Origin of the sequence: Muricauda sp. MAR_2010_75 (genome assembly GCF_000745185.1) — a bacterium.
Lineage (GTDB): Bacteria > Bacteroidota > Bacteroidia > Flavobacteriales > Flavobacteriaceae > Flagellimonas.
Genome location: NZ_JQNJ01000001.1, coordinates 711,824 through 728,769 on the forward strand (window position 1 = coordinate 711,824; position 16,946 = coordinate 728,769).

The 16,946-nt window shown below is 42.1% G+C and carries 16 protein-coding genes; 10 read left to right on the forward strand and 6 right to left on the reverse strand.

Features of this window, described 5'->3' with window-relative positions; all coding sequences use genetic code 11:
• The first annotated feature begins 8 nt into the window (after window positions 1-8).
• Complete coding sequence (locus FG28_RS03200; RefSeq protein ID WP_036379920.1) at window positions 9-407, forward strand: hypothetical protein; 399 nt, start codon at window positions 9-11, stop codon at window positions 405-407.
• Window positions 404-2,431: a M3 family metallopeptidase gene (locus FG28_RS03205; protein ID WP_036379922.1), complete on the forward strand. Its 2,028-nt coding sequence runs from the start codon at window positions 404-406 to the stop codon at window positions 2,429-2,431. Before FG28_RS03200 ends, FG28_RS03205 begins: the two co-directional genes overlap by 4 nt.
• 21 nt (window positions 2,432-2,452) lie before the next feature.
• Here FG28_RS03205 and FG28_RS03210 read toward each other — a convergent pair whose 3' ends face one another.
• The gene (locus FG28_RS03210; RefSeq protein WP_156102190.1) at window positions 2,453-2,779 is read right to left on the reverse strand and encodes a hypothetical protein; all 327 of its coding nucleotides are present in this window, start codon (window positions 2,777-2,779) and stop codon (window positions 2,453-2,455) included.
• Between the two features lie 225 nt (window positions 2,780-3,004).
• On the opposite strand from FG28_RS03210, the gene FG28_RS03215 reads away from it, so the two are divergent.
• Both FG28_RS03215 and FG28_RS03220 read left to right on the forward strand, forming a co-directional pair.
• Window positions 3,005-3,559 carry a sigma-70 family RNA polymerase sigma factor gene (locus FG28_RS03215; RefSeq protein ID WP_036379927.1) on the forward strand — a complete coding sequence of 185 codons (555 nt, stop codon included), beginning with the start codon at window positions 3,005-3,007 and terminating at the stop codon, window positions 3,557-3,559.
• Between the two features lie 2 nt (window positions 3,560-3,561).
• Window positions 3,562-3,798, forward strand: coding sequence for a hypothetical protein (locus tag FG28_RS03220; protein WP_036379930.1), 237 nt, complete (start codon window positions 3,562-3,564; stop codon window positions 3,796-3,798).
• On the opposite strand, the gene FG28_RS03225 is transcribed toward FG28_RS03220, so the two are convergent.
• Complete coding sequence (locus FG28_RS03225; RefSeq protein WP_036379933.1) at window positions 3,789-4,613, reverse strand: hypothetical protein; 825 nt, start codon at window positions 4,611-4,613, stop codon at window positions 3,789-3,791. The two genes, FG28_RS03220 and FG28_RS03225, sit on opposite strands and share 10 nt — an antisense overlap.
• Window positions 4,614-4,737: 124 nt before the next feature.
• On the opposite strand from FG28_RS03225, the gene gcvP reads away from it, so the two are divergent.
• The 4 genes from gcvP (at window position 4,738) to FG28_RS03245 (ending at window position 10,339) form a co-directional block, all read left to right on the forward strand.
• A complete protein-coding gene (gene gcvP / locus FG28_RS03230) occupies window positions 4,738-7,590 on the forward strand; it encodes an aminomethyl-transferring glycine dehydrogenase (RefSeq protein WP_036379935.1) in 2,853 nt (950 codons plus the stop codon).
• Window positions 7,591-7,752: 162 nt separating this feature from the next.
• On the forward strand, window positions 7,753-8,811 hold the full coding sequence (locus FG28_RS03235) for a 3-oxoacyl-ACP synthase III family protein (RefSeq protein WP_036379938.1): 1,059 nt from the start codon (window positions 7,753-7,755) through the stop codon (window positions 8,809-8,811).
• Window positions 8,812-8,927: 116 nt separating this feature from the next.
• Window positions 8,928-9,773 carry a glycosyltransferase gene (locus FG28_RS03240; RefSeq protein ID WP_036379940.1) on the forward strand — a complete coding sequence of 282 codons (846 nt, stop codon included), beginning with the start codon at window positions 8,928-8,930 and terminating at the stop codon, window positions 9,771-9,773.
• A gap of 56 nt (window positions 9,774-9,829) precedes the next feature.
• Window positions 9,830-10,339 carry a GNAT family N-acetyltransferase gene (locus tag FG28_RS03245; RefSeq protein WP_036379942.1) on the forward strand — a complete coding sequence of 170 codons (510 nt, stop codon included), beginning with the start codon at window positions 9,830-9,832 and terminating at the stop codon, window positions 10,337-10,339.
• Here the strand turns inward: FG28_RS03245 and pafA are convergent, their stop codons facing one another.
• Window positions 10,340-12,010, reverse strand: coding sequence for an alkaline phosphatase PafA (pafA, locus tag FG28_RS03250; RefSeq protein ID WP_036379945.1), 1,671 nt, complete (start codon window positions 12,008-12,010; stop codon window positions 10,340-10,342).
• A gap of 119 nt (window positions 12,011-12,129) precedes the next feature.
• On the opposite strand from pafA, the gene FG28_RS03255 reads away from it, so the two are divergent.
• Entirely contained in the window at window positions 12,130-12,867 is a 738-nt protein-coding gene (locus tag FG28_RS03255; RefSeq protein WP_036379947.1) for an ABC transporter permease, read from the forward strand.
• Window positions 12,867-13,634, forward strand: coding sequence for an ABC transporter ATP-binding protein (locus tag FG28_RS03260; protein WP_036379948.1), 768 nt, complete (start codon window positions 12,867-12,869; stop codon window positions 13,632-13,634). The genes FG28_RS03255 and FG28_RS03260 overlap by 1 nt, the downstream gene beginning before the upstream one ends.
• Window positions 13,635-13,654: 20 nt before the next feature.
• Here FG28_RS03260 and FG28_RS03265 read toward each other — a convergent pair whose 3' ends face one another.
• The 3 genes from FG28_RS03265 to FG28_RS03275 form a co-directional block, all read right to left on the reverse strand.
• Entirely contained in the window at window positions 13,655-15,109 is a 1,455-nt protein-coding gene (locus FG28_RS03265; protein WP_036379949.1) for a DUF389 domain-containing protein, read from the reverse strand.
• A 6-nt stretch (window positions 15,110-15,115) separates the two neighbouring features.
• Complete coding sequence (locus FG28_RS03270; RefSeq protein WP_036379952.1) at window positions 15,116-16,195, reverse strand: mannose-1-phosphate guanylyltransferase; 1,080 nt, start codon at window positions 16,193-16,195, stop codon at window positions 15,116-15,118.
• Between the two features lie 69 nt (window positions 16,196-16,264).
• Window positions 16,265-16,870: a SprT-like domain-containing protein gene (locus FG28_RS03275; RefSeq protein ID WP_036379954.1), complete on the reverse strand. Its 606-nt coding sequence runs from the start codon at window positions 16,868-16,870 to the stop codon at window positions 16,265-16,267.
• Between the last annotated feature and the right edge of the window lie 76 nt (window positions 16,871-16,946).

The window sequence follows — 16,946 nt, forward strand, 5'->3', positions numbered from 1 at the left end:
CAAAAGAAATGAACTACAACCAAATTGGAATCATACTAGGGATATGCGCCATCCTTGTTATTCTTCTTACTAAGAAGAAAATCCAAAACCCTTATCTAAAAAGTTTATGGAAAAGTGGTTTATTGGTTTTTATACTTTACTCGGTTCTCCTTATTGCAGTTGAAGTTCGATGGCACTATATAAAATCATACGCTGAAAGCTTTGACTTAGATGGCAATGGCTTTGTAGATTTAAACGAATATTCTGATGAGGCCCTAAAAGCCATGAACAGAGTTACCCAAGATACGGCAAGAGGATTTGCTTTTATAACCGTTGCCCTATTTTCAAGTATGATATCCTTTGCTTATTTATTGGCTGATTTTACCATCACCAGAATGAAAATCAAAAAATCCAAGAATCAATTATGAACAATCCATTGCTGGAGCCTTTTGACCTAGCTCCATTTTCAAAAATAAAGAACGAACATTTTAAACCGGCCTTTCTTCAGGCCATAGAAGATGCCCGGGCGGAAATAGACGCCATTGTTGACAATCAGGACCACCCCACATTTGAAAATACGTTGGAGGCCTTGGATTTTTCTGGACAGCAGTTGGATCGTGTTTCCAGTATCTTTTTCAATCTGAATTCCGCGGAGACCAATGCAGAAATCCAAAAAATAGCTCAAGAAATTTCGCCTTTGTTGTCTGAATTCGGAAACGACATCATTTTAAACGAGGGGCTTTTCCAAAGAGTGAAATCCGTTTATGAACAACGAGATAACTTGGACCTCACCCCTGAACAACACACCCTTTTGGAAAAACGATACAAAAAGTTCAGCAGAAATGGTGCAAATTTAAAAGAAGAGGATAAAAAACGACTGCGTAAGATAGACGCAGAATTGGCCAAACTAAAATTGACTTTTGGTGAAAATGTATTGGCAGAGACCAACAAATACGAACTTTTATTGACCGATGAAAAAGATGTCGATGGTTTGCCTGAAGGAGAAAAAGAAGCCGCCGAACAATTGGCCCAATCCAAAGGCAAGGAAGGTTGGATGATCACCTTGGATTACCCCAGCTACATTCCATTTATGAAGTATGCCAAAAATAGGGCGCTACGGAAAGAACTTTCCATCGCCTTTGGTAGCAAAGGGTTCCATAATGACGAATTGGACAATCAGGAAAATGTACTCAAAATTGTTGCCCTACGCCATGAACGCGCCAACTTGCTGGGTTACCCAACCCATGCCCATTTTGTTTTGGAGGAACGGATGGCCGAGACTCCTGAAAAGGTAATGGATTTTCTCAATGAACTTCTGGAAAAGGCCAAACCTGCGGCTGAAAGGGAATTTCAAGAACTGGAATCTTTTGCGAAAGAACTGGACAACATAGACCAGTTGGAAAAATGGGATAGCACCTATTATTCTGAAAAATTAAAGCAGAAATTGTTCAATCTGGATGATGAAAAGCTAAAACCCTATTTTAAATTGGAAAATGTAATCAATGGGGTTTTTAAAGTAGCCGAAATGTTGTTCGGACTTACATTTAAGGAAGTCTCCACCATTGACAAATACCACAATGATGTAAAAACCTTTGAGGTGCATGACGATTCCAACAACTTCATCTCACTTTTTTATGCCGATTTCCATCCCAGGGCCGGAAAACGTGGCGGGGCTTGGATGACATCCTACAAATCTCAATTCACCTTGAATGGAAAAAACAGCAGACCGCATATTTCCAATGTGTGCAATTTTACCAAGCCAACGAGCACAAAGCCGTCGTTACTAACTTTCAATGAGGTAACGACCCTGTTCCACGAGTTTGGACATGGGCTGCACGGTATGTTGGCCAATACCACCTATCCTTCACTATCTGGAACTTCGGTGTATTGGGATTTTGTGGAGCTGCCCAGTCAGATTATGGAGAATTGGTGTTATGAAAAAGAAGCCCTTGAACTTTTTGCCCATCACTATGAAACAGGTGAACTGATTCCCATGGAATTGGTTGAAAAAATTAAAGACTCTTCTACGTTCCAAGAAGGCATGGCCACAGTGCGCCAATTGAGTTTTGGATTTTTGGATATGGCTTGGCATGGCACCGACCCAACAGGGATAAAAGATGTGAAAGCCTACGAAACCAAAGCCTTTGAGGGTACAGATTTGTTCCCCAAGACTCCAGAAACCTGTATGAGCACCTCATTTTCGCATATTTTTCAGGGTGGGTATTCTTCGGGCTACTACAGCTACAAATGGGCCGAGGTCTTGGATGCCGATGCGTTCGCCTATTTTAAGGAAAAGGGAATTTTCAATAAGGAGATTGCGGACAAATTTAAGGAGCATGTGCTCTCCAAAGGTGGAACCGAAAATCCAATGGAGCTTTATAAACGTTTCAGAGGCACTGAACCCAAAATTGATGCACTGTTGGAAAGAGCTGGGTTAATTGCCAAGGCTTAGTTTCTCTTTTTTGGTAATTAATTACAGCCAAATCACTATGCTTGCAATGGAGTAAGTCAAAAATCCCCCTACAACAATGCCTAGAACAGTTTTGCCTGGAGAAAATTTCCGAAACTTACTTTCGGTGATCATATCCCTTTGCACCACCAATTCTGTTCTTCCTTTGCGCACCACCAAAGTTGAATCTGTCACAGAATTTACAAATACACGTTCCATGGGTCGATTCCCAATTCGGATTTCATATTTTTGACCGACCACAAAGTCATTTTCATAGGTTGGTAAAGGTTTGTAGGTATAGCACCCACTGAGGAAAAGTAAAATGGAAATGAAGATTAGCTTTTTTTCCATCGATGTGGACTTAAAAATGGTTAGCTTATTGGTTTTCATAAATTTATGAAAATAATCCAAATGGAATTCAGGTTATTTTCAGGTCCAAACGCATGATAATCCATTTGATTTCTGTTAATTTTAGATTAAAGTATGCTTCCAACAAGCTAATTTTAAGGTCATTTGCAGCGAACAAACCATCAACCATTGTCAAAAACTATTATTTTTGCTACCTGTTTTTAACTAATGGCAGAACACAAACTACATCCTGATACTTGGGTTGACCTTTACGCCGACTATCTGTTCAATTATGCAGTGGCTCGCGTAAGTGATGCCGAAATTGCCAAAGATTTGGTACAGGAAACCTTTTTTGCCGGACTCAATTCGGCCAAAAACTTCAAAGGTGATGCCGCTGAACGAACTTGGCTCATTGCCATATTAAAGCGAAAAGTGATCGATCATTATCGCAAGATCAATTCCAAAAAAGGTAAGGCCGAGGTACGCATCAACTATACTACGGATGCAGATTCTGATGGGGATTGGCTTGAAGAACAAGTGGCCGACCCATTTAGTAGGGATGGTGACAATGTGCTCGAAAATGAAGAACTGGGATTTGCACTACAGGAATGTATTGAAAAGCTGCCCACAAAACAGGCTCAGGTCTTTACAATGAAGACCATTCAAGGAATGAGCACTGAGGATATTTGTAATGAACTAGAAATTAATCCGTCCAATCTCTGGGTAATGATCCACCGGGCAAGGACGGCCCTTATGGGTTGTTTAAATGAAAATTGGTTTTAGCTATGAAGATATCATGCGATGAAGCATCACATATCTGCAACAAATCGCAATATGACGAGGCAAGTTTTTGGGAAGTCCTAAAACTCCGCTTGCACGTTTTGTATTGCAAGACCTGTGCAATGTATTCCAAAAAGAATTCCAAGTTGACATCCCTTTGCGATAAGGCTGGGTTAACAACGCTTTCCGAAAATGACAAGGAATGCATGAAGCGTGATTTGGAAGAGCGGCTTCAGAAATAGCGTTCCACCGCCCAGAACAAGCATAACCATAAAATGGGCATTCCTTCCACCCAAAATGAGACAAAGTATCGGGATTGCATTTTTTTGTTGGATATAAGCACAAAAATCATGGCAGCACAAAGAATAGATCGTAACAATACCTCATATTCATAGATACCATCCCTAAAAAAGGTCAGGAAAAAGAAAATCACGGTCAAAACGATTCCAATCCTTTTGGTTCTTTTAATTCCATACACTTGGGGCAGTGTTCTTAAATTCTTGTCATCCCACTGCAAATCCCTGATTTCAAAGGGCAGTATGAGCACCACCACAAAAATGAAGCGTTGCAAAAACAATATCCATATATCCCAATGCAATGCGATTTTGGCATCCATGGCAGGTAATAAAACCGTGAATCCCATCCATACCAAAGCCACAATATAGATTTTGAACCCACCCAAATTCCGTAAATTCTTGGCTCTGGGAAGCATGGGAACGGCATACAGTGCAGAAAGTAGGGTCATAACTGCTATGGCCATCCAAATTTCCCGCTCCAACTGCACCAAAAAATAAAGAGCAAAACCGAAAGATACAAAGCTGAAGATTTGGATGATTTTGTGATAGGCATTGGAAACAATCAAATATTTGTAGGCCTCAACCCCATATTTGACAAAATTATAGCAGACAATCACTCCAAAAAAGATAAACCCCAAGAGCGATGAATCAAAGGAAGCATCCAATAGATAAAAAGTAACCGTAGCCAAGGATATGACCGCCAAGGCCACATGGATACTGGCATCCAGATAAAAGTCAAAAATGGATTTCAACATGCGCATGGAACAGATTCACTGCCGCGGCCACAAAGGTTAATTTGTGGTTAACAACTTTGGTTTAGAGACCTTCAAAATTGCTTATTTTCATTGAATTAATCCCTAATTTTGTGCACTTTATTGGATTGAGATGAATACAGAAGTGTTTGCCGCCAGACATATTGGCATTGCAGAAAAAGACCTGTCCCAAATGTTTGAGACCATTGGGGTGGAAAATATGGAACAACTCATTTATGAGACCATTCCTGATGATATTAAATTGAAAAAAGCCTTGGACCTTCCGGAAGGGATCAGCGAACATGAGTTCTTGACCCACATCCAGGAACTGGCTCAAAAAAACAAGGTGTTCAAAACCTATATCGGGTTAGGATATCACGAGTCCTTTACCCCTTCCGTGATCAAACGGAACATTTTGGAAAATCCAGGATGGTATACGGCATATACGCCATATCAGGCTGAGATTGCTCAAGGCCGTTTGGAAGCTTTGTTGAATTTCCAGACCATGGTAAGCGACCTTACCGGAATGGAAATTGCCAACGCTTCCCTTTTGGATGAAAGTACCGCAGCGGCCGAGGCCATGACCATGCTGTTTGAACTCCGTTCGCGTCAGCAAAAAAAGGACGAAACCGTTAAGTTTTTTGTGTCCGAAGAAATTCTTCCACAAACCTTGAGCCTGCTAAAAACCCGAGCAATACCTTTAGGTATTGACTTGGTGGTGGGCAACCATGAAACTTTTGACTTTTCCGAGGATTTTTATGGAGCCTTACTTCAATATCCCGGAAAATTTGGGCAAGTGCATGACTATGCCGATTTTGTGGAGAAAGCCAAAGCACGTGAAATCAAAGTAGCGGTTGCTGCCGATATTTTAAGCTTGGTGCTCCTTACCCCTCCAGGGGAATGGGGCGTAGATGTTGTGGTGGGAACCACCCAGCGTTTTGGAATTCCCTTGGGCTATGGAGGTCCACACGCTGCCTTTTTTGCCACCAAAGAAGAATATAAAAGAAGCATTCCCGGAAGAATTATTGGTGTAACCAAGGACACTGATGGTAATCGGGCCTTGCGAATGGCACTGCAAACTCGGGAACAGCACATAAAAAGGGACAAGGCCACCTCCAACATCTGTACCGCACAGGTACTTTTGGCCGTCATGGCAGGAATGTATGCCGTTTACCATGGTCCAAACGGGTTGAAATATATTGCTGACAAGGTCCATACTCAAACCAAAAAATTGGCCAAAAGTTTGGGGTCCCTTGGCTTTGAACAATTGAATTCCGCTTATTTTGATACCATCAAAGTAGCCGTTAATAACTCCAAACGGTTGCAGGAAGTTGCCGAAAGTAAAGGCATCAACCTAAATTATGTTGATGCGAATACTGTTTCCATTTCTTTGAACGAGGCCGTTTCAAATGAAGATCTGAAAACACTGATCGCTTGTTTTGCTGAATCCCATGACATAAAAAATCATAGTGGGCAAGAGGTTGAGGCAGGCCATGTTATTCCACCTGCATTACAGCGAAAAGCTCCATATTTAGAGCACGAAGTGTTCAACAGCTACCACTCTGAAACCGAGTTGATGCGCTACATCAAAAAATTGGAACGGAAGGATTTGGCCCTGAACCATTCCATGATCTCCTTGGGTAGTTGTACCATGAAATTGAATGCCGCTTCGGAAATGCTTCCATTGAGTTGGGCCCATTGGAGCAATATTCATCCATTTGCCCCTCTAAATCAGGCTGAAGGGTATCAGGAAATGTTGAAAACCTTGGAGCAGCAATTAAATGTGATCACTGGATTTGCGGCAACCTCATTGCAACCCAACTCGGGCGCACAAGGAGAATATGCCGGACTGATGGTTATTCGTGCGTATCACGAATCCAGAGGGGAAGGCCATAGAAATATTTGCCTTATTCCAGCATCGGCCCACGGAACCAATCCTGCATCGGCTGTCATGGCCGGAATGAAAGTAGTGGTGACCAAAACCGATGAGAAAGGAAACATTGATATGGCCGATTTGGAGGAAAAAGCGAACTTGCATTCCGAGAATCTTGCCGCTTTGATGGTCACCTACCCATCCACTCATGGTGTATTTGAATCCTCCATCAAGCAGATTACCAAATTGATCCATGATAATGGAGGTCAGGTGTATATGGATGGAGCCAACATGAACGCCCAAGTTGGCCTTACCAATCCAGCTACCATCGGCGCCGATGTGTGCCACCTCAACCTTCACAAAACTTTTGCAATCCCCCACGGAGGCGGAGGTCCTGGTGTTGGTCCTATTTGTGTGGCTGAACAGTTAAAACCTTTTTTGCCCACAAATCCTGTGGTAAAAACCGGAGGTGAAGAGGCTATTACAGCCATTTCTGCAGCACCTTGGGGCAGTTCATTGGTTTGTTTGATTTCCTACGGGTATATTAAAATGTTGGGGGCCGAAGGGCTTACCAATGCCACCAAAGCCGCGATTCTCAATGCCAATTATATCAAAGACCGGTTGAAAGGCAAATTTGATGTCTTGTACACAGGAGAAAGAGGTAGGGCCGCCCACGAAATGATCATTGATTGTAGGCCCTTCAAAGCCAATGGCATTGAGGTGACGGATATTGCCAAACGACTCATAGATTACGGCTTTCATGCACCAACTGTGTCGTTTCCCGTAGCCGGTACCTTGATGATCGAACCCACCGAAAGTGAGAGCCTTGTGGAATTAAATAAGTTTTGTGATGCTTTGTTGTCCATCCGAAAGGAAATTGATGAAGCTAGTGCAGACCAACCCAATAATGTGCTCAAAAATGCACCACATACGTTGGAAATGCTCACAAGTGATTCTTGGGATTATCCCTATAATAGACAAAAGGCGGCGTTTCCGTTGCCCTATGTTGCAGAAAACAAGTTTTGGCCATCAATTAGAAGAACGGATGAAGCGTTTGGGGATCGTAATTTAATATGTACTTGCACGCCCATTGAGGCCTACGCCGAAGTGTAGCCAACCCATGATATGTAGTGGAAAATAGCCTTGATTTGAAAATAAAATCAAGGCTATTTTGATTCTAAATGGATGTTGATCTCGCCTTGGACACTGTAAAAAGTATTATGCATGCATAACACCTAAATATTTGTTCACTATCTTTCAGGTAAAACCTCTACCATGGAGATTGGCATCACAGGAACTGGAAGTTATATTCCAGCAATTGTCACCAAGAATGAAGACTTTTTGAACCACACTTTTTTGGAAAATGACGGTTCTAGCTTCCAACAAGATAACGCAGTCATTATTGAAAAATTCAAATCTATCACTGGAATTGCGGAACGGCGATATGCACCATCCAACCTGAAGACTTCTGATATGGGTTTTTTGGCCGCTCAAAAGGCCATTGAGGATTCTGGAATAGATCCAGAAGAACTGGATTACATCATCTTTGCCCATAATTTTGGCGACTTAACCTATGGAAAGATTCAGGGGGACATACTACCGAGTCTTGCTAGTCGGGTGAAACATCTGCTTCGCATTAAAAATCCAAAGTGTGTATGTTATGATATCATTTTTGGATGCCCAGGATGGATTGAGGGTGCCATCCAAGCCTCTGCCTTTATTAAAAGTGGCATGGCCAAAAAATGCTTGGTCATTGGGGGAGAGACACTATCTCGGGTGGTAGACAAACATGATCGTGACAGTATGATTTTTTCGGACGGTGCCGGGGCAGCCATTTTTGAGGCCAATCCTAAATCGGGAGAAGTATTGGCGCACGCCACTGAAACATACGCCAACGAAGAAGCTTATTACCTCTACTTTGACAAGTCCAATGAAGAAGGGGCTTGCACAAATACGCGCTATATTAAAATGAATGGGCGCAAAATTTATGAATTTGCCTGTACCCACGTACCACAAGCCATGAAAGATTGTTTGGACCAAAGTGGCGTGGACGTTGATTCGGTTAAAAAGATATTCATACATCAGGCCAATGAAAAAATGGATGAGGCCATTGTAAAACGGTTTTATAGATTGTATCAAAAAGAAGTGCCCAAAAACATCATGCCCATGAGCATCCATAAATTGGGCAACAGTTCTGTGGCCACCGTTCCTACCTTATTCGATTTGGTTACCAAAGGAGAAATGCCGGTACATCAATTAGAAAAGGGAGATGTTGTTATGTTTGCAAGCGTTGGCGCCGGAATGAATATCAACGCTATGGTTTATAGATACTAACCACAAAGTTCAAGAACCAAGTTCAAAAGAGAGTTCAACCAAGTAGAGGCTTACATCAAACCCCAATAACACAAGATCTTCTGGGATATTTGATTTGTTTTTTAGAATTTTAGCAGATGCGAATCAGCATTGTAATCCCTGCACATAACGAAGCTGTCTACCTCAAGGATTGCTTGGATTCTTTTGTGGCACAAACCCACAAGCCTGATGAAGTTATTGTTGTGGATGATAATTCAACAGACAACACCTTTGCCATTGCCAGTGAATTTGCCAAAATATATGATTGGATAAAAGTGGTCCAGCGAGAATCTGCAAATGAACATAGTCCTGGAAAAAAAGTGGTGGACACCTTTAATTTTGGGCTTAAACATGCTTCAGATTATAATTTGATCGGCAAATTTGATGCGGATATTATCCTGCCCACCAACTATTTTGAAGAAATCCTGAACCGGTTTCAAGCCAATTGGAAACTGGGTATGTGCTCTGGATTGCTGTACATCAAAAAAGATAATAACTGGATTTACGAGAACATTGCCGATAAAACCCATATCCGTGGCCCCATAAAACTGTACCACAAAGTCTGTTTTGACAAGATTGGTGGCTTGCGCCCCGGTGTAGGATGGGACACTGTGGACATCCTTCTGGCCCAATACCACGATTTTGAGACTTTGACGGTTCCCGAACTCCATGTAAAACACCTTCGCCCCACGGGCCATGGATATAGTTCCAAGAAATATCAGACCAAAGGAGAGGCCATGTACAAAATGCGCTACGGTATCGTCCTCACTAAAATCGCTGCGCTTAAAATGGCTTGGCAGGCCGAGAGTATTCTTTTATATTTTCAAGCAGTTTTTGGTTATCTCATAGCATTATTTCAACAACAGCCCCGATACGTTTCCAAAGAGGAAGGGAAATTCATTAGAACATATCGATGGAAGGGCATTTGGTCTAAATTATCTTGACCACAATAAAATAGATTTCCCTATTCTATCTTTGTACTGCACACCAATTTTTGTCGATGAGTATCATAATACGGCCAGCAGAAACCAAGGATGTAAAGGTTATCTTGGAAATCATAAACCACGAAATTCTTCACTCAACCGTGGTATATGATTATAAGGAGCGTACCTATGAGCAGCAGCTGGCATGGTTTGAAAAAAAACTACAGGACAACATGCCTGTAATCGTTGCTGAAAATGAAGAAAAGGTAGTAGGCTTTGGTACGTTTGGGATTTTTAGGCCTTGGGATGCCTATCAATATAGTGTGGAACATTCAATTTACACCCATCATACTTGCAGGGGAATGGGAATCGGCAAACTTATTATGTCAGAACTGATTCGACTGGCTACCGAACAAGGCTACCATACCATGATTGCAGGCGTGGATGCCTCAAACAAGGGCAGTTTTGAATTCCACAAAAAATTTGGCTTCCAAGAAATAGGCACGTTCAAAGAAGTGGGCTACAAATTTGACCAGTGGTTGGATTTGATTTTTATGCAGTTGTTCCTCAAAAAGGATAGAGATTAACTACTGCAATACCTCCCCAATCGGCTTACCGGTAGTCCCATTTGGGAACGCTATACCCAACAAGGCCGCAATGGTAGGTGCTATATCAGGAATCTCTGTTCGGTCTACCGTACTACCCTGTTTTATTCCCTTTCCATAGAAAAGCAATGGGGCGTGGGTGTCATAAATCATTGGCGAGCCGTGAGTAGAACCTGTTCTTCCGTAGGAGATAAACCCAGGTCTTGGTACAAACAAAATATCCCCAGAACGTTTTTGGTTGTACCCATTTTGCAAAATATAGGGAATCCCCTCGGTATACTCATTGGTCCACATTTGATGGCCCGTGTAGACTTGATTTACAGCTTCGTAGGTGAGCAGTTCCTTAGCAATTTCTTCTTCTGCATCATCTAGGTCAATATCCAAGTTGGTTAGGATTTTATGGTCCAAGAATATTTGGTAATTGGAAATGTTCTTTACCACATCGGTAGTGCCGTACTTGTACTGCAAAAACTCATTGAATTCTTCCCGCATTCCATCCATGTCCAAATAGCCTGCTGGTATTTTCTGGTCCGCCAAATAGGCTGGAACATTAATGGCCGCATGGTCCGCAGTCAAAAACACAGTGTATTCCCCTACTCCAACTTTTTCATCCAGAACAGTAAGAATTCGGGCTAAATCTTGATCTAACCGCAAATAGGTATCTTGTACCTCTTTCGAGTTTACCCCAAAAAAATGACCTACATAATCCGTACTGGAAAAACTGATGGCCAAGAAATCGGTTATTGTATCCGCCCCCAAATCTTCGCCCTCCAAAGCGGCCAAAGCAAAATCGGCAGTAATACTATTCCCATAAGGTGTTTTACGGAGCAATTCAAACTGACTGTTGGCTTCCCAAATTGTTGGAAGATCATGTGGGAAAGTATTGGTTGTTTCCCCATCCAAAACTCCTTCATAGCTATTGGCATCGAGGCCACTCTCCACATACGTATTGATAGGTTTTAACGTATTCCATGGTTTCTTATAAGCCTCCACTTCGTCAGAAGCATTAAAACTGTTCACCCATTGCGGCAAAGCATCCATATAAAACGAACTTGTTATCCAATTGCCGGTGTTTCCTCCTTCAAACCAATAGGCCGCATTGGCTGTATGTCCACCTGGCAGTACCGCTCCCCTGTCCTTCAAGGAAACCGCTATTACCTTGCCCCTTTGTTGGGTATGCAGTCGCAATTGATCGGTGATGGTGGTGGTGATCATTCGGTGGGGCGACATTTTACCTGCATCGGATGTGGTACCCACCGATTCATAACTATCATCACCGGCACAATACACTTCTTCTCCAGTTTCCTTATCGTACCAATTGTTTCCTATGATTCCGTGGGTAGCTGGTGTGGTTCCAGTATATACCGATGCATGTCCTGGTCCCGTACTGGTGGGCGAATAGTTAAAATGGTTGTTTTTGCAATTAAATCCATCATTTACCAACCGTTTAAAACCTCCTTCACCATAATGGTTCCAAAAACGAGTAAGGTAGTCGTACCGCATTTGGTCTACCACAATACCGACCACCAATTTGGGTGATTGGGCTATTTCTACAGGAGCTTTTTCCTCTATGTTCTTCTTTCTATGCTGACCATTGGTAAAGGTGGTAATACAAAAAGCGAGCAACAGTAAAATAAGGTTGTTGTTTTTCATGGGTTGGATTTATCAAAAACGATAACAAAACTATTCATTTATCCTGTTTAATATTTTAATTGAAGGTTAAAAGCTTAACAATATTCTTATTTTTATGCCCGCAAGTCCAATTTAAGCGCATGAAATATCTTGAAGCGATTGGAAAGTACTTCATCATGATATGGGAAGTATTTAAAAAGCCTACCAAGTGGCCCATCATGAAATCCTTGATCTTAAAGGAAATTGATGATCTCATTTATGGAGCCATGGGCATCATCATATTTATCTCTTTCTTCATAGGGGGTGTTGTTACCATTCAAACGGCTCTCAATTTAAATAGCCCTCTTTTGCCCAAAAGTCTTATTGGGTTTGCCACTCGTCAATCCGTGATTTTGGAGTTCGCGCCCACTTTCACTTCCATTATTATGGCAGGAAAGGTAGGGTCTTACATTACTTCGAGTATTGGGACCATGCGTGTTACCGAACAGATTGATGCCTTGGAGGTAATGGGGGTAAACTCCTTGAACTATCTGGTTTTTCCAAAAATCATTGCCACCATGATCTACCCTTTTGCCGTGGCCATTTCCATGTTCGTAGGTATTTTGGGTGGTTGGGTCGCTGCTGTTTTTGGCGGGTATGCGCCCAGTGGAGAATTTATACAAGGGCTGCAATTGGATTTTGATTCGTTCCATGTTACCTACGCTTTTATAAAATCCATTGTTTTCGCCTTTGTCATTGCCACGGTACCTTCATACCATGGATTTTACATGACAGGTGGTGCCTTGGAAGTGGGTAAGGCCAGTACCACGGCCTTTGTTTGGACCAGTGTTGTTATCATTATAGTGAACTACCTATTAACCCAATTACTCCTTGGCTAATGATCGAAGTGGAAAACATACACAAATCTTTTGGGGACAACCATGTGCTCAAGGGCATATCAACCATCTTTGAAAAAGGAAAGACCAATCTGATCATAGGACAGAGTGGTTCGGGCAAAACGGTTTTTATAAAGTGCTTGCTGGGCCTTTTTGAACCTGACGAAGGGCAAATTTGTTATAACGGGCAGTATTATTCTGAGCTTTCCGCAAAAGAACGCCGTGATCTTCGCCAAGAAATGGGCATGGTTTTCCAAGGTAGTGCCCTATTTGATTCCATGACTGTGGAAGGCAATGTAATGTTCCCTTTGGACATGTTCACCAAGCAATCCAAAGCTGAAATGCAAGATCGGGTGGATTTTGTTTTGGAACGTGTCAACCTTATTGACGCCCATAAAAAATATCCTGCCGAAATTTCCGGAGGGATGCAAAAACGGGTGGCCATTGCCCGGGCCATTGTAATGAACCCGAAATATCTGTTCTGCGACGAACCCAATTCTGGCCTCGATCCCAAAACGGCCATTCTAATTGATAATTTGATTCAAGAGATTACCCAGGAATATGATATAACCACCGTAATAAACACCCACGACATGAACTCCGTGATGGAAATTGGGGAAAAAATCATCTTCCTAAAAAATGGGCACAAAGAATGGGAAGGCACCAACAAAGAAATCTTTAAAACGGACAACCAGGCTGTAACCGATTTTGTGTATTCCTCAGAACTCTTTAAAAAAGTGCGCCAAATGTACATTGAGGAACGAAACTGAATCGAACATCGAAGAAAAGATTATTTTGCTTCATTGATCACCAAGGTAGAATCCTGGAGCCTTATCTTTAACCAACTCAACATTTTTTTGGTATCCGTATCTTTTTGACTGCTTCCTGTACCGTCCTTCCATTTTACCTCAAAAACCGGAACGGTATCAAGTTTGTCAAAGTCGGTCTGTATTCTATAGGAAAAGCCCATACTTGCCAAGTTTTCATAATTGGCCTTGGCCTCGGCACTGATTACGGAAAAAGGTATTTGCTTCCCTACACTTCTGGTTAAATTGGCCACTTCTTCCTCCAATAAACGTATCTGTTCATCTTTATTGAGGAGTTCGGCCTTGTTCTTTTCATAAAGCTCGCTGACATAGGTAAACTTCTCCTCCGAGTCGTCTTTACCTCCCTGAATGATGTGGAGCTCGGCATCTTTCAATCGTGCATATTGATTTTTTTGGACACGCCAGGTATTCACTACATTCTCTGGAATCAATTCATCGCCCATACAAACCACTTCAATAAGCGAGGTACCATCATCCACATATTCAATTTTCGTTAAATTATCCACATACCTACCGGCTCCATCAAATTGATATACCTCAATGGTTTCCTTCAAAAATTCTTGGGCCTGTTTTTTGAAGAGTGATTCTTGGAAAACCTGATAAAATGTAAATCCAGCTGGAATCATCACCAAAATACCGGTAATGGAAGCCAATCGGGCGATCAATCGTCTTCTGTGGGAATTGGCATAACGGACCATGGGAAATCGCAGAAACTTGATGACCAAAAAAGTGGCCAATCCAATAAATATGGTATTTATTGTGAATAAGTACATGGCCCCGGCCGCATACCAAGGTTTGCCAATGGCCAGTCCAAATCCCACCGTACAGAGTGGTGGCATCAATGCGGTTGCAATGGCAACTCCAAAAATAACACTGGCAATGGTCCCTTTTTTGGCACGGGCGATCACAAGGGCAAGTCCACCAAAAAATGCAATCAACACATCCCGGATATCCGGCTTGGTACGGGCCAACAATTCGGATGATTCATCGCGTAGCGGAAAAAGATAGAAGAACAAAAAAGCAGTGATCACACTCAAGACCACCATTACGGTAAAGTTTTTGAGTGATCTTCGCAAGGTATCAATATCATTGATGGCCAAAGACATCCCCATGCCTAAAATGGGGCCCATTAGTGGAGAGATCAACATTGCACCAATAACAACGGCTGTGGAATTTGCATTCAACCCAACAGAAGCGATAAAAATAGAACAGACCAAAATCCAAGAAGTGTGTCCCTTAAATGGAATATCGGCTATAATGGATTCTTTGGTGGCAACGGCATCCGTATTGGAACGGATTTCCAACAAATCGGACATAAACTTCCCAACACTGCCCAAAAGTCCTTTGAAGTCTTTTTTAACTTCATCTCCACTTTCCTGCTCTGGAGTTTTTCCCTCACCAAACTGTTGCTCACTCATATATATTTATGCAAACTGATCGCCAAATTTCTCCTTAACCTGGCTCAAAACTTTTTTAATATCCTGCTGTTTGGATTTGGGATAAATCAACAACACCTCTTCCTTGTCCACAATGATGTAATCTTCCAATCCATCCACAACCACTATTTTCCCTTTTGGGGAACGAATCATGTTGCCTTGGGCATTTTCCAACAGCACTTTGCTGTTCACTACCGCATTTTTAGCGTTGTCCTTATCCAATTTATCATATAGTGCGCCCCAGGTTCCCAGGTCGTTCCAATCAAAAGTGGTCGGTAAGGTGTAAATGGATTTGGATTGCTCCAAGATAGCATAATCTATGGAAATGTTTTCTGCCTTGGCATAATTTTCTTGAATAAAGGTCTTTTCTTCTTTTGTGTTATAGTAAGAAATGCCTTTTTCAAACAATTCATATTGACTAGGCTGATAACTTTTAAACGCATCCACTATGGACTTCACACTCCACATAAAAATTCCCGCATTCCACAGAAAATTACCTTGGGCCAAAAACTCTTTTGCGGTTTCATAGTCCGGTTTCTCCCTAAACTGGGACACCTTTTTCAATTTTTGGTCACTTCCCTTTTCAAATTCGATGTACCCAAATCCGGTATTGGGAAAAGTGGGCTGAATACCAAGCGTGCAGAGCACATCTTCTTGTTCGCATTTATCAAAACAGGCCACAACATCTTTTTCAAAGGCTTCTTCGTCCTCGATCCAATGGTCACTTGGCGCTACGATCATCACAGCATCGGGATTCATTTTTTGAATTTTCAAAGAAGCGTACAAAATACAAGGAGCGGTATTTCGCATGGCCGGCTCCAGCACAACCTGCTCTGGCTTTACTTTTGGCAATTGCTCCAAGACCAAATCGTTGTACCGCTCATTGGTGAGAATTAAAATGTTCTCCGTTGGGATAAATCGATTCAAGCGATCAAAGGTCTTTTGAATCAAAGTCTTTCCAGTTCCTAGCATGTCGTGGAACTGCTTGGGGTTGGCAGTTGTACTCACGGGCCAGAATCGGGAACCTATCCCCCCGGCCATTAAAACTGCATAATAATTATTGTTCATTTTTGTTGTTTTGCATGTCAGGTCGAGTGCAGTCGAGACCTTTTTAAGACCTTTCGACTTCGCTCAAGGTTACAATTGTTCAACAACCTCCACTTCTGCATTGGGTTGGAACAAATATAATCTGCCCGTGGACAACTCCACGCATTCGTATCGTTTTACTTTCTTTTTTCCTTTTTTGAACAGTTTACCATTGTACAGTCGAAAAATACTTCCCGCAGGCAATTCATACACATAACTGTTTGTTCGCTCCTCCACGTCAAAAGCTTTTAGTGCAATGGACAATCGGGCATCTGTGCTGCTACTGGCCTTCGGGTTTTTAAAATGGTTGGCAATAATGGGCAGCAATTGAGACGGAAATATCTCGGGTCGAATAAAAGGGACCATTAAATGTTGAAAGGTACGCTTCCATTCCATGCCATGGGGTTTTATGCGACGGCCATACGCCTCAAAAGCAACCAGATGCGCTATTTCGTGAACGAGTGTGATCAGGAATCGGTATTTATTCAGCGAAGCGTTCACCGTAATCTGATGCATTCCGTTGGGCATTCTCCGGTAATCGCCATGCCGGGTAACCCGATGGTTTACAATCTTTAGATGCACGCCATGGGTTTTTATCAATTCAAAACAAGGAGCCACAGCGCGTTCGGGTAAATATTTCTGTAAAGTATTGTTCAATTTTAGCTTGTTCTTCCAATTACGAAGTTACATGCTACTAATTAATCTAAACGATGTTCAGAAAATTAATCTATGT